The following is a 12,268-nucleotide window of genomic DNA, read 5'->3' as shown; positions in this document are numbered from 1 at the left end:
TCCCTAGATAATTACAAAAAGACTGATTCTACATCCAGAGTAACTAACTGCGATTTCATCTGCTGCTATTCACATATACATTCGGTCCTCTGGGTAGTCGTGGCTGCCGAGAGAGTCCGATTCCTCGGCTATCGAGGCCATTCGGTTGGCCAACTGCTCGTAGTACTGCTCGAACTGCTCGCCCAGTTCGCGGAGTTCCGTCTCGTCGACCTCGAATCCGTACACCGTCGTCAGCGCGTCGAGGAGTTTGAGCGCGGCGTCGACGTCCGGTCCCGGCGGATGAGTCGGGGTGACGAACACACCGATTTCCGAGCCCGCTTCGTCGAGGCTGTGCGTGACTAGTTCTCCCACGACGCCGTCGAGGAAGCCGCCCTTCAGCGGTGGGATCTCCACGTCGACAAGTCGGGCCTCGTGAAATCCTGGCGTCGAGACGTGGAACACTTCGTGCTCGTCCGGACCGTGAGGGAACGGAACGCCGTGCAAGACGACGACCTCTTCGATGGCCTGTTCGTCTATCCACTCGATGAGGGCGTCGGTGTAAGGCCGAGCGCTCGTCACCGGAATGAACAGTTCCTCGACGAGGACCGTCAAATCGGTCGAATCAAGGGTGTAGAACCGGCTGTGGTGTCGCGGTGTCCCTTCTTCGAAGGGCGCGATTCCGGGGAGCTCCGCGGGCGAGAGGTGACCGAGCTGCGTCGCGTCGAGGTGCCGAACGAGGTAGTCGACCGCAGTTACCCCCGCCATCCCAGGGTGTGCCTGGCCGACGACGAGCGTCGTGTCGGTCCCTGTCCCGGCGGGCGTGTCGATGTCGAAGGAGTGCGTCGCTGGCATACACCACATTCTCTCACGGTGGTCCCGTAGTTATAACCGGAAATCCCGGCGTAGCCACTCGATACCGTCACGTCGACGGTCGCCGTGAGACGGTTCCAGTCGGAAGGACCGGACTACTACCGCGTCGCTCGTGCTCACTCGGCCAGTCGCCTTAGATGACGAGGACGTGTCGGTCGGTCCGCTCTAGCACGCCGTCTAAGACCGACCCCCTCGATTTCCGGTGCGATTGTCCCTGATACCCCATGACGACAACGTCGGCATCGACCTCGTCGGCGTACGCCACGATGGCCGCTTCCGGGTCGCCGTGGCGTACCTCCCGTTCGACGTCGATGCCGCGTTCGGCCCCGCGGCCGACTAACTCCGTCAGCAGGTCCCGCCCTTCGTCTTCTAACTCGTCTACGAACAACTCGACGCTGCTGAGTGCGGGTTCGCCGTAGAGACCGGTGTCGACGACAAATAGCGTGTGGATGACGCTCTCGTCTTCCTCGGCTAGTCGGAAGGCGACTTCGATAGCGTCCTCGGCGCGTTCACTCCCGTCCGTCGGGACGAGAATAGTGTCGTAGTGACCCATCGAGTAGGTGTTCGTCGCCGGAATGGAAATACGCTCGTATAATATATCAGTCATTTACTCCGCGCCATGGCTCACCCCTCACCGTAGTCCCCGCCGTACTTCAGGAAGAAGTACGCGAAGGCGAAGACGGCAAAGATGGTGGCAGCGGCACCGACGCCGAGAGTTATCAAGCCTTCCGGCACGCTCGGAAGTCCCTCTTGAACGCCGCCGTCTCCACCCCCCTGCGGCTCCGTCGTCACGGTTAGCGAGGCGACCATCCCGACCGTCTCGTGGGGGATACAGAAGTATCCGTACTCGCCTTCGACGTCGAAGGTGTGTTCGTAGGTTTCGCCGCCCGCGACGTCTCCCTGCTGCGGGTACGCCCCCCGTGCGGCCTCTTCGCTCTCCGACCCGCCCGAGGCGAAGAACTCGGCCTCCGCCGGAATCTCGTCCTCGTAAGCGGTCACCGAGTGGCCGACCCCCCCGACGTTCTCCCAGACGACGGTCGTCCCCGGCGCGATCGTCCGCTCGTCTGGGTCGAACACCAGGTCGTCGGTCATGTCGATGGTGACGGTTTCGCCACCACCCCCGTCGCCTTCTTGCGCCGCGGCCCGGCCCACAGTCCCCGTGACACCAGCCGCTCCCGCAGCGACCTGGAAGAACTCTCGCCGCGATACGTCAGGCTGTAGACTCTGATTGCCCATACTCCAAACTCGGCTTCGACCCACAAAGCAGTTCGCGTGGGTACTGGGGTCACTTCGCGGTGTATCCCCCGTCGACGACGAGATTGTGCCCGGTGACGTACGCCGCATCGTCGCTCGCGAGGAATAGTGCGGCCCCGGCGATATCCGCAGGTTGACCGTCTCGGTGTAACGGAATCTGCTCGTCCATCGCGCCAGCAGCCGACGTGTCTTGGGTTGTCATCGCCGTCTCGATGACGCCGGGGTTGATAGCGTTGACGCGGATGTCGTCCGGGCCGAGTTCGAGCGCGAGTTCCCTGCTGAGGTTCGCGACCGCTCCCTTCGAGGCGCAGTAGGACGCGGCGTCGTCGTAGCCCACCAACCCCGCGATCGAGGAGATGTTGACGATGGCACCGCCTCCCCCCTGCTCGCGCATCTGGTCCGCTGCGAACTTACACCCGAAGTAGGCGCTCTTGAGGTTGACGTCCATGACGCGGTCGTACTCCGCCTCCTCGACCGCCTCTATCGGATGGCTGCCGGGGAATATCCCGGCGTTGTTCACCAGTACGTCGAGGCCGCCGAACGCCGACACCGTCTCCTCGACGGCGTCGTGCATCGCTTCGACGTCGGAGACGTCGGTCTCGACGAACTCGGCGTCCGTGACGACCTCGTGCGTCGGCCGTCCACCCTCGCGCGGCTCCTCGCGCACGTCCGCGACGACGACGTTCGCGCCCTCCTCGGCGAACCGAATCGCTATCGCCCGGCCGATGCCCGACGCCGCGCCCGTAATCAGTGCTGTCCGGTCTGCGAGTCTGTCGACCATTGGGAATCCCACGCAGAACTGCCGCGGCCAGCAATATAATACCGTGTGACAAACTACCGAGTTGCGAACTAGCACACCCCGAACGACTCGCCGACTGACGACGGACGTCGTTATCTGGCACAGACCTGCAGCGTTTTAGTATCCCACCTGCCAACACGTGGGACGTGAACGAACGCGACACACGGTACGCGCCCCTTCAACGAATCGGGCTGGTGCTCGGTCCGGTCGCGTTCGTTCTCGTGCGGTACGTCGTCTCCCTAGCCGGCCTCGCGGTGGAGGCCAGACAGCACGACGACGTGCGCCACCAGATGGCGACGCTGTATTTCGGACTGGACGGCGGAACGGACTCGCTGAACCCGGGGAACCTCGGCCAGCACTTCGACCGGCTCGAACGGAACGGTGACAGCTACACCCTCGTCGTGAAGCGAGACCCGCGGACGTACCGCTACGAACTCCAGCGACTCACCGACGAGTGAGACGGCTGTGTCGGACCCACTTCGGCTCGGCCGGCGGTTCACCGCTGGAAGCAACTGATTACCACTGGCCGAATCACCCTCCCGACGGCGTCTTCCCGCTGCTCGGCTGCGTCGGCACGTCACGTCAGGCTCGTCGTCGCGACGCCACGGTTACAGAGACAGTAACATAGGTACATATGTTATAACCACGCCGGTATCGATGTCTTATCGGGCAAAGAGGGGAGTTCCTTCGGAGCGTGTTCGCGCCGGTCGAGCGGTCGCATATCACTGCCATGTCTTCGTAAGCAACCGTTGCGAAGCAGTAAGGTCGACTGTCGCCGAGTGGACACCTCCAGGGCTAAACTACAGGTACCGTCGAGAGTGGGGCCGGCTCGGGGGCGGTCCTCTCGCGAGCGGTACTGCCGTCGAAACGCCGGTCGGTGGGCGTATACTATTGTACGCTGACCCTCGAAGTCCAACTGAAGAACGATGCCGATACGCGACGTGGCGCGAACGAGCGTCAAGACAGCGCACAGAGAGCAGTCCGCGGGCAACCTCGCGACGGTGATGAAAGAGGAAGCGGTCGGGAGCGTCATCATCGAGGACGACGACCGACCGGTCGGCATCGTCACCGACCGCGACCTCACGCTGCAGGTGTTAGAGCCCCGGCGCGACCCAACGGCGGTAACTGCCGAAGACGTGATGACGGAGACACCGACCACCGTCGACGCCGAGACGGGGATTCTCGAAGCGACGGCAAAGATGTACGAACACGCGGTCCGGCGGATGCCGGTGGTGGATGCCGACGGTACCGTCGCGGGAATCATCACGCTGGACGACGTCCTCGTCTTGCTCACCGACGAACTCGACAACCTCGTAGGCGTCATCGAAGCCGAATCGCCGCCGTACTGAGCACTACGACCGCCCCGACGCTCACAGCCTCGCGGAGGACGCGGTCGCGCAGTTCCGGCGTGTTACGCGACGGGTGCGCCGGTCGATCCGCACATGGCCGACCAGTTACTGGTGTTCCTCGCGCTCGCGGGCGGCCGGGTCCGCATTCCGTCGGAAACGGCACACGTCCGAACGAACGTAGAACTGCTCGCTGCCTTCGGCAGCGACGTGCACGTCGTCCGAGAGTCGGATGGCACGTACTCGCTGGAAGCGTCCGCCCACCCGGCCCTCGCTGTCGAGGGGCGAGTCGTGGCCGGGAAAGAGTATTTGCCGACCGGTGCTAACACGGTATACATGGGCTCGCACTCACATCCACAGCGGGACTCGCCGGACTGGGAGAATCCGGACTTCTGTCCGTTCTGCGGTGCGGCACTGACCGACGGCGGTGTCGGATTCGTCGATCACATCAAGGACAGTCCGCCCTGCGAGGAACGCTTCGAGTCGTGGCGCGATCAGATAGCCGACGACGTCGGCGGCGAGTGGGGCGGCTGAACGACTCGAACGGAGACCAGTATGGCGCGGCAGCACTCCCCGAACTCGCTGTCACCCGCCCTGTCGAGGACGTTGCCGCTGCGAGGGAACTCCACAACGCGAGCTGGCGACTCCGATGGAGTCAGGAACGGTTTGGTAGTCCCGTAAGGGCGGATTTGGGAATGTTTTAGAGGAAATACAATCATATGCTGGGAATAGAGATAGAAAATAAGGGCAGATCCGGGAGTATTACTTCTAAAGCCGATATAAGAGATTCAGATATGCGAAATTGTACTTATAGTGTGAGAATATAACTACACCAGCGCCACCATGAGAGCACCGAACCGATCAGAGCGAGCGATCACCGGTTCTCCGTTCGACGGACGGGATGCGGCGGACGAAAGGATGTTTTAGGCTTGGCGTCCATCTGTCTCGATAATGAGCGAGTCCGACGGGGCCAAACAGGTAGATGACCCCGACTACCACAGCCAGAACCACACGGCCGCACAGGCCTGTGGCTGGACGAAGAACGCGATGCGGGGCGAGGGGAAGTGCTACAAGTACATCTTCTACGGGATCGAGTCCCACCGGTGTATCCAGATGACGCCCGTCGTGAAGTGCAACGAGCGCTGTGTCTTCTGCTGGCGCGACCACGCGGGCCACGCCTACGAACTGGGCGACGTCGAGTGGGACGACCCGGCGGCCGTCGTCGACGCTTCCGTGGAACTCCAGACGGACCTGCTTTCGGGCTTCGGCGGCAACGACGAGGTGCCCGACGACGTTTTCGATCAGGCGATGGAACCGCGTCACGTCGCTATCTCGCTGGACGGCGAACCGACGCTGTATCCGTATCTGCCGGAACTCATCGAGGAGTTCCACGAGCGAGACATCACGACCTTCCTCGTCTCGAACGGCACCAATCCCGAGATGCTCGCCGAGTGCGACCCGACCCAGCTGTACGTCTCCGTCGACGCTCCCGACCGCAAGACGTTCGACTCGACAGTCAAGGCCGTCGAGGACGGCGCGTGGGAGTCGCTAATCGATACGCTGGATGTCCTCGCCGAGAAAGACGAAACACGCACCGTCGTCCGGACAACGCTCGTCAACGGCCACAATATGCACCACCCCGAGTGGTACGCGGCGATGTGCGACCGAGCGAACGCCGACTTCGTCGAGATGAAGGCGTACATGCACGTCGGCCACTCGCGCGGGCGATTGGATCGGGACTCGATGCCCGAACACGGCGAGGTTCGGGAGTTCACCGAGGCCGTCGGCGAGTATCTCCCCCACGACGTGCTCAAAGAGGTCGAGGAGTCCCGCGTGGCCGTCCTCGCCGAGGACGAGCAGACGTGGGTGCCGAAACTGGAGAAGGGCAGCGAGTTCTGGGAGCGAGACGCGCTCGTGGAGTACTAGAAGCGGGCCGCTTCGTGGGTGACAGTTCGAGACAACGCTTCGCGCGTTGCTCACCGTTCCATTTCTGGAACACATATCACGTTCGGTACGCTTATCGGGCGCGACTTCATAGCTCACTACATGGCTGAATCATCGGGACAGGTCGTCGGGCACGACGAACTGGCGACGTTGAAACTGCTCGCGCTGGACGGCGCGATGGACGAGCCGACGAAGGTGTCCTGTGCGGACCTCGCGGCGCGACTCGACGCCTCGAACCAGACAGCCTCGCGCCGTCTGCAACGCCTCGAAGACGCTGACCTGCTGGACCGCGACATCGTCAGCGACGGACAGGAGGTCCGCATCACCGCCGCGGGCGAGCGTCGCCTCCAGTCTGAGTACGCAGACTACCGGCGCATCTTCGAGTCGGACGCGAGCGTCCACTTGAACGGCATCGTCACCTCGGGGATGGGCGAGGGACGACACTACATCACGCTCCCGGGGTACATGGAGCAGTTCATCGAGCGACTGGACTACGAACCGTTCGCCGGGACGTTGAACCTCGAACTCACCGAGGAGAGCGTCCGCAAGCGCGCGCGACTCGGCGCGCTGGAGCCGGTCACTATCGAGGGCTGGGAAGACGACGAGCGCACCTACGGCCCAGCGTACTGCTACCCGGTCTCCGTCGAGAGCGGCGACGGCGAGTACGAACCCGCTCACGTCATCGCGCCCGAGCGAACCCACCACGGCGAGGAGCAACTGGAGGTCATCGCCCCCGAGAAGCTCCGGGACGTGCTGGAACTGGAAGACGGTGACGAGGTGACCGTCCATGTCTCGGAGTGAGTCACCCGTGGACACGGACAGCGCCGCCGACGCCGTCGCCGCGTTCGCACGCGGCGAGCCCGTGTTGATCCACGACGCTGCCGATCGCGAAGGCGAAACAGATATCGTCTACCCGGCGGGGGCGGTCGACCCGGCAGCGGTCGCGCGCCTTCGCAACGACGCGGGCGGCCTCGTCTGTGTCGCCCTCTCAGACGCCGTCGCCGACGCGCTCTCGCTGCCGTTCATGCAGGAGGTCGTCGACCACCCGACCGCCGTGGACCACGAACTGGGCTACGACGAACGATCCTCGTTCTCGCTCACGGTGAATCACCGCGACACCTTCACCGGCATCACCGACGAGGACCGCGCGCTGACCATCCGCGAACTCGCCGCTACCGCCGCCGACCCCGATGCCGCGACCTTCGCCGAGGCGTTCCGTTCGCCGGGTCACGTCCACCTCCTGCGGGCCGCCCCGGCCCTCTTGGAAGATCGGGAAGGCCACACTGAACTCGGGATCGCGTTGGCCGCTGCCGCTGATCAGCCCCCCGCCGCGGTCGTCTGTGAGATGCTCGACGACGAGACGGGCGAGGCCTTGCCGCCGGCTGCCGCCCGCGCCTACGCCGAGCGTGAAGGCTTGGTCTACGTCGAAGGGGCGGCGCTGCTGGCCGCGCTCGACTGAGTTCTTCGATACTCCGAGCTACCGACACCTAAGCCGGGCTTGTCGCAGTCGCTCTTTCGCTCAGCCCGGCTTACGCATTTCTACGGCGGGAATAACAATGCCCGCTTGTCGTGGGTGATTGGATGCATGGCACCGATCCCAAGTTCGAACTGGCTTTCTGGACGACGACTCCTCACCATACTCGTGGTGGTCTCCGTCCTACTGGTACCGCTGACCGGCCTGGCCGCATCGCAGGCCGACGAGACGCCGACCGAGACACCGACCGACGACCCAATGGAGACACCGACCGACGACCCAATGGAGACGCCGCCGGACGACGAGGCGGAACCGACGGCGACGCCGGCGGATGACGAAGCGGAAACGCCGACGGATGACGGCGAGGAGGAGACGCAGACCGACGAAGCGGCGAGCGCCGACGCGCAGTCGTACGCCGCCGTCCAGGGCGGGCAGTGTACCGTGGTAACGCCGATCTCCGGCAACGAGTCCGCACTGGAGTTCTACGACTATCGCCTCCCGGAGGAGTTCTCCGATAACCCATACGTTAACACGACGGGCGATGCGTACGGCTCGGAGGGGACGACGAACCTCCAGCGGGCCAACACGAGCATCGTCTTCCTGTACTCGGACACGAACGGGACCGAGGACACGGCCGACGACACGCTGAGCCTGGTGTTCGTCCACGGTAACGAGGGCAACGCCAACTCGACCGGCGGATCCGCCTCCCTCGACATCACCGAACTCCCGGCCAACGGGACGTGGACGGTCCGTGACGACGAGTACGACGGGCCTACCAGCTACGACGTCTGGACCGTCGACAACGAGACCGCTCGCGTCGACTGGACGTGGGGCGACGCGGCCACGGACGGCGGCGTCTACAGCGGCCTCGGCGAGAACTTCTCGGTCAGTGTCAGTCCGGCCTTCAACGACGACGCCGTGCTGGCCGGCCAGTACTACAACGGCACCGTCGAGAACTGGGAAGTGGTCTCGGCCAACGCCTCTGACGAGGACGCGGAGCCGACCCGGACTGCGCTCGACCTCTCGGAACCGATGACGCTCTCGACTGGCGGCTGTGAGGGCGTCGCCGCCGCGGACGAGAACGCGACCGACCAGCAGGACGAGAATATGACCGGGACGCCGATGGACGAGTCTGGCACTGACGGCGAGAGCGAGGGAACACCCTCGGATGTCATCGTCCTCGAACCGGACGAGGAGACGGCCACGCCTGAGAACGAGACCGCGACCGCAGCTAACTGACGTAGCGCGTCTCGGCGAGCGCGAGGGCCCACGAGGGACTCGTGCGCTCGCCGACGAGGCGTCCTTTCTTTTGGCGTCGCCGGCACCCTGTCAACAGTGGACAGACACCGTCAACACTCTTAACCAAGGGATTCAATGGGGGATATATGACTCACGACGAGCGAACGGTCGGTACCGAAAGTGACTGTCGGACCTCGGGGGAAGGGGCATGAGCGAGCGTCCCGAGATGTTCGAGGGCGTCGAGGAGGTCTGGATGGACGGCGAGTTCGTCGACTTCGAGGAGGCGAACGTCCACCTGCTGACCCACGCGCTCCACTACGGCACCGGCGTCTTCGAAGGCGTCCGCTGCTACGAGACCGAAGAAGGCCCGGCCATCTTCCGCTGGGAGGAGCACCTCGATCGCTTCTACGACTCCGCGGAGGTGTACGACATCGAAATGCCCTTCGAGAAGGACGACCTCACCGAGGCGACAGAGGAACTCATCCGCCGCGAGAACCTCCAGTCGTGTTACATCCGCCCCATCGCCTTCTACGGCTACGGCCCGCTGGGACTGAACCCCGGGAAATCGCCGGTGCAGGTCGGCCTCGCCGCGTGGCCGTGGGGCGCGTATCTCGGCGAGGAAGCGCTCGAAGACGGCGTCGACGTGGCCGTCTCCTCCTGGCGGAAGTACTCCTCCAGTCAGATTCCGACGAACGCCAAGACGACCGGGACGTACGTCAACAGCGTCCTCGCGTCGCTGGAGGCGAAGGGCAACGGCTACATGGAGGCCATCGTCCTCAACAAGGAGGGCAACGTTGCCGAGGGGCCGGGCGAGAACATCTTCCTCGTCCGCGACGGCGAGATATACACGACCGGACTGGCCGAGTCCATCCTCGACGGGATCACGCGCCGCACCGCCATCGAACTCGCCGAGGAGCGCGGCTACGAAGTCCACGACGAGGCGACCATCTCGCGGGGCGAACTGTACACCGCCGACGAACTGTTCTTCACCGGCACCGCAGCGGAGGTGACGCCCATCCGCAGCGTCGACGACAACCAGATCGGCGAAGGGACGAAAGGCCCGGTGACCGACGAGATTCAGAACGCCTTCTTCGACCTCGTGGAATCGGGCGAGCGCGAAGAGTGGTTCCGGTACGTCTGAGCGGCTCCGCAGCTAGTCTTCGCCCGTGATCGGAAGCGGGCTCTCACCCTTGTCGGTGTCGCCGAACCCGGCGCTGAGGATGCGCGTCAGCGCGTCTTCGACGCGTTCGTCGGTCTCCTCGTAGTCCTCGGGGTCGACTTCGATGACGAATCCGGTGGTGATGTTCGGGGCCGTCGGCAAGAACAGGACGTCGCGGCCGTCGTCGGTCGTTTTGCCGGTCTTGAACGCGGTCATCCGCAGCCCGTCCCACACTTCGAGTTTCACTGGTTTCTGGAGTTCTTCGGTGCCCGACACTGCCGTCTCGACCGCCATCTTCGAGGCGTTGTACACCACCCGAAGCCCCGGAACGTGGTTCATCGCGTCGTCTAGGGCCCGTTCGACGATGTCGCCGAAGGCGGTCCGCATAAGATAGCCTACGGAGAAGACGAGCAAGACGAACAGGACGAGCGCGACGAACACCTGGGCGAGTTCGACCGCTCGGGCGGTGGCGGCGTCGGCGGGCACCCCGAGCGCGATCAGGAGCCCGGAGTCGATGGCGGGAATGAAAAACGCCGCGGAAGCTAAGATGCCGTAGAGGTAGATGATGACGGTGAGGGTGACGATGATGGGCAACAAAACGATGAGGCCGCTCGCAAAGTCACGCTTCCACGACGAGGACGAGGCCATAGGAGATAGTGGCTGGCACGGGATATGAGCCCTTTCCTTTCTGGTCCCGCGTGCTGAGCACTAGCCGCTGGTGAGTGCGCGAAGCGCGAACAGTGCGTTCTCCTTTCGTTCGAGGACGCGCCGCCAGAAGTACGCGGGCCACTCGCTGCCGAAGGGGGCGTACTGCCAGACGTCACAGACGCCCGCGAGTTCGTACTGGGCGTCGGTGCGCACGCCCATCAGCATCTGCACCTCGTAGGGCGTCTCGTACTCGCTGTAGAGGTCCGCTGCCAGCGTCAACATCTCGGGGTCGTGGCTGCCGACGGCGATCCCGCCGGTGCGCTCACGGAACACGAACTCCAGATCCCGGCGATAGGCTTCGTTCACCTCGGCTTTGTCCTGATAGGCCACGTCCGCGGGGGGGTCGTACGCGCCCTTGACCAGCCGAAGTTTTCCGGGCACGTCGGCGAGCCGTTCGAGATCGGCAGCCGTCCGACGGAGATTCGACTGGAGGCAGAGACCGACGCCGCCCCCGTGTGTCTCGGCCTGCGCTTCGAAGGCATCGATGGCGGCGTCGGTCGTCGTGTGGTCTTCCATATCCATCCAGACGAAGACGCCGTGCTCGGCAGCGGTTTCAACGACGCGCGCGAGATTCTCGCGGAAGAATGACTCGTCAACGAGCAGTCCCAGTTGGGAGGGCTTGACCGAGATGCAGGCTCGGAGGGCGCTCGCGCCGATATCCGCGACGAGTCGCTCGTAGGCGGCGGTGTCGGCGGCCGCGGGAGCGCGCTCGTAGTAGTGTTCGCCCAGCCGGTTGCAGATGACGCCGACGTTCCGTTCGTTCGTCCGGCGGGCGTGTTCGAGGGCTTCGGCGGCCGACTCCCCGGCGACGAACCGACGTGCCAGTGGCGGCAACATGCCCGATAGTTGCCACCCGGACGGCAAGAAGGTTGCCGCGTCGCGCTGTCGTCGTGACACGCGTTCGGTACGAGTCACACGCGTTAAGACGCCGGGCCGAGACGGCGCGGACATGGACGTCTTCGGTGTCGTGGTGACGGCAGTGTGGGCGATGCTGCCCGCGTACGTACCCAACAACGCGGCAGTGCTCGCCGGCGGGGGCCGGCCGATCGACGGTGGACGGACGATGGGCGACAGCCGACTGCTCGGTGACGGAAAGACGTGGCGCGGGACCCTCGTTGGGACGCTCGCTGGACTGGCGCTGGCAATACTGCTTTCGATGCTGGCACCCGCGGCGAGCGACCTCGTCGGCTACGCGCTCCCGACGTTTCCGCTGCGCGCGGGCCTCGGACTGGCGTTCGGAGCGATGCTCGGCGACATCGGAGCGTCGTTTCTCAAGCGCCGGAGCGGCCGCGAACGCGGAGCAGCCTTCCCGGGACTGGACCAACTCGACTTCGTGGTCGGCGCGCTCGCCTGCGCGTTCGTCCTCGCACCGTCGTGGTTCGGCGAAACGTTCACCGTTCCCGTCTTAGTGGCAATTCTCCTGCTCACGCCGCTGTTGCACGTGCTGACGAACGGCATCGCCTACGCGCTCGGATTGAAAAACGAGCCGTGGTGAG

The 12,268-nt window shown here is 64.3% G+C and carries 15 protein-coding genes; 9 read left to right on the top strand and 6 right to left on the bottom strand.

Annotated elements, in window-relative coordinates:
• Positions 1-69 precede the first annotated feature (69 nt).
• From E4S61_RS10750 to E4S61_RS10735, 4 genes are all read right to left on the bottom strand, one after another.
• Positions 70-831 (bottom strand): proteasome assembly chaperone family protein, encoded by a 762-nt coding sequence (locus tag E4S61_RS10750; RefSeq protein WP_167768475.1) that lies wholly within the window; start codon positions 829-831, stop codon positions 70-72.
• 151 nt (positions 832-982) lie between these two features.
• A complete protein-coding gene (locus E4S61_RS10745) occupies positions 983-1,402 on the bottom strand; it encodes a universal stress protein (protein WP_167768474.1) in 420 nt (139 codons plus the stop codon).
• Positions 1,403-1,473: 71 nt separating this feature from the next.
• Positions 1,474-2,085: a plastocyanin/azurin family copper-binding protein gene (locus tag E4S61_RS10740; protein ID WP_135303931.1), complete on the bottom strand. Its 612-nt coding sequence runs from the start codon at positions 2,083-2,085 to the stop codon at positions 1,474-1,476.
• Between the two features lie 49 nt (positions 2,086-2,134).
• The gene (locus E4S61_RS10735; RefSeq protein ID WP_135303930.1) at positions 2,135-2,884 is read right to left on the bottom strand and encodes an SDR family oxidoreductase; all 750 of its coding nucleotides are present in this window, start codon (positions 2,882-2,884) and stop codon (positions 2,135-2,137) included.
• Positions 2,885-3,048: 164 nt separating this feature from the next.
• Between E4S61_RS10735 and E4S61_RS10730 the strand changes: the two genes are divergently transcribed.
• From E4S61_RS10730 to E4S61_RS10690, 8 genes are all read left to right on the top strand, one after another.
• Positions 3,049-3,360, top strand: a complete 312-nt coding sequence (locus E4S61_RS10730; RefSeq protein WP_135303929.1) for a hypothetical protein — start codon at positions 3,049-3,051, stop codon at positions 3,358-3,360.
• Between the two features lie 468 nt (positions 3,361-3,828).
• Positions 3,829-4,251, top strand: a complete 423-nt coding sequence (locus E4S61_RS10725) for a CBS domain-containing protein (RefSeq protein WP_135303928.1) — start codon at positions 3,829-3,831, stop codon at positions 4,249-4,251.
• 93 nt (positions 4,252-4,344) lie between these two features.
• A complete protein-coding gene (locus E4S61_RS25855) occupies positions 4,345-4,782 on the top strand; it encodes a DUF7501 family protein (RefSeq protein WP_209309479.1) in 438 nt (145 codons plus the stop codon).
• 417 nt (positions 4,783-5,199) lie between these two features.
• Positions 5,200-6,174, top strand: a complete 975-nt coding sequence (gene twy1, locus E4S61_RS10710; protein WP_135303927.1) for a 4-demethylwyosine synthase TYW1 — start codon at positions 5,200-5,202, stop codon at positions 6,172-6,174.
• Between the two features lie 120 nt (positions 6,175-6,294).
• Positions 6,295-6,993, top strand: a complete 699-nt coding sequence (locus E4S61_RS10705; RefSeq protein ID WP_135303926.1) for a DUF120 domain-containing protein — start codon at positions 6,295-6,297, stop codon at positions 6,991-6,993.
• Positions 6,980-7,651, top strand: coding sequence for a 3,4-dihydroxy-2-butanone-4-phosphate synthase (ribB, locus tag E4S61_RS10700; RefSeq protein WP_135303925.1), 672 nt, complete (start codon positions 6,980-6,982; stop codon positions 7,649-7,651). The genes E4S61_RS10705 and ribB overlap by 14 nt, the downstream gene beginning before the upstream one ends.
• Before the next feature lie 126 nt (positions 7,652-7,777).
• Positions 7,778-8,905, top strand: coding sequence for a hypothetical protein (locus tag E4S61_RS10695; RefSeq protein WP_135303924.1), 1,128 nt, complete (start codon positions 7,778-7,780; stop codon positions 8,903-8,905).
• A gap of 208 nt (positions 8,906-9,113) precedes the next feature.
• The gene (locus E4S61_RS10690) at positions 9,114-10,046 is read left to right on the top strand and encodes a branched-chain amino acid transaminase (RefSeq protein WP_209309478.1); all 933 of its coding nucleotides are present in this window, start codon (positions 9,114-9,116) and stop codon (positions 10,044-10,046) included.
• A 12-nt stretch (positions 10,047-10,058) separates the two neighbouring features.
• Here E4S61_RS10690 and E4S61_RS10685 read toward each other — a convergent pair whose 3' ends face one another.
• Together E4S61_RS10685 and E4S61_RS10680 are read right to left on the bottom strand one after the other, a co-directional pair.
• Positions 10,059-10,712 (bottom strand): DUF502 domain-containing protein, encoded by a 654-nt coding sequence (locus E4S61_RS10685; RefSeq protein ID WP_135303923.1) that lies wholly within the window; start codon positions 10,710-10,712, stop codon positions 10,059-10,061.
• A gap of 60 nt (positions 10,713-10,772) precedes the next feature.
• Complete coding sequence (locus tag E4S61_RS10680) at positions 10,773-11,609, bottom strand: proline dehydrogenase family protein (RefSeq protein ID WP_135303922.1); 837 nt, start codon at positions 11,607-11,609, stop codon at positions 10,773-10,775.
• A 112-nt stretch (positions 11,610-11,721) separates the two neighbouring features.
• On the opposite strand from E4S61_RS10680, the gene E4S61_RS10675 reads away from it, so the two are divergent.
• Positions 11,722-12,267 (top strand): CDP-2,3-bis-(O-geranylgeranyl)-sn-glycerol synthase, encoded by a 546-nt coding sequence (locus tag E4S61_RS10675; protein ID WP_135303921.1) that lies wholly within the window; start codon positions 11,722-11,724, stop codon positions 12,265-12,267.
• Position 12,268: the final 1 nt, after the last annotated feature.

It is taken from the genome of Haloarcula amylovorans (genome assembly GCF_004681185.1).
Taxonomy (GTDB): Archaea; Halobacteriota; Halobacteria; order Halobacteriales; family Haloarculaceae; genus Haloarcula; species Haloarcula amylovorans.
This window is presented reverse-complemented; position numbering and strand designations above follow the sequence as displayed.

Coding starts and splice junctions, on each gene's coding strand:
- E4S61_RS25855 (WP_209309479.1), top strand. CDS start 4,345: ATGGCCGACCAGTTACTGGTGTTCCTCGCGCTCGCGGGCGGCCGGGTC.
- twy1 (WP_135303927.1), top strand. CDS start 5,200: ATGAGCGAGTCCGACGGGGCCAAACAGGTAGATGACCCCGACTACCAC.
- E4S61_RS10705 (WP_135303926.1), top strand. CDS start 6,295: ATGGCTGAATCATCGGGACAGGTCGTCGGGCACGACGAACTGGCGACG.
- E4S61_RS10735 (WP_135303930.1), bottom strand. CDS start 2,884: ATGGTCGACAGACTCGCAGACCGGACAGCACTGATTACGGGCGCGGCG.
- E4S61_RS10690 (WP_209309478.1), top strand. CDS start 9,114: ATGAGCGAGCGTCCCGAGATGTTCGAGGGCGTCGAGGAGGTCTGGATG.
- E4S61_RS10750 (WP_167768475.1), bottom strand. CDS start 831: ATGCCAGCGACGCACTCCTTCGACATCGACACGCCCGCCGGGACAGGG.
- E4S61_RS10675 (WP_135303921.1), top strand. CDS start 11,722: ATGGACGTCTTCGGTGTCGTGGTGACGGCAGTGTGGGCGATGCTGCCC.
- E4S61_RS10695 (WP_135303924.1), top strand. CDS start 7,778: ATGGCACCGATCCCAAGTTCGAACTGGCTTTCTGGACGACGACTCCTC.
- ribB (WP_135303925.1), top strand. CDS start 6,980: ATGTCTCGGAGTGAGTCACCCGTGGACACGGACAGCGCCGCCGACGCC.
- E4S61_RS10725 (WP_135303928.1), top strand. CDS start 3,829: ATGCCGATACGCGACGTGGCGCGAACGAGCGTCAAGACAGCGCACAGA.
- E4S61_RS10680 (WP_135303922.1), bottom strand. CDS start 11,609: ATGTTGCCGCCACTGGCACGTCGGTTCGTCGCCGGGGAGTCGGCCGCC.
- E4S61_RS10745 (WP_167768474.1), bottom strand. CDS start 1,402: ATGGGTCACTACGACACTATTCTCGTCCCGACGGACGGGAGTGAACGC.
- E4S61_RS10685 (WP_135303923.1), bottom strand. CDS start 10,712: ATGGCCTCGTCCTCGTCGTGGAAGCGTGACTTTGCGAGCGGCCTCATC.
- E4S61_RS10740 (WP_135303931.1), bottom strand. CDS start 2,085: ATGGGCAATCAGAGTCTACAGCCTGACGTATCGCGGCGAGAGTTCTTC.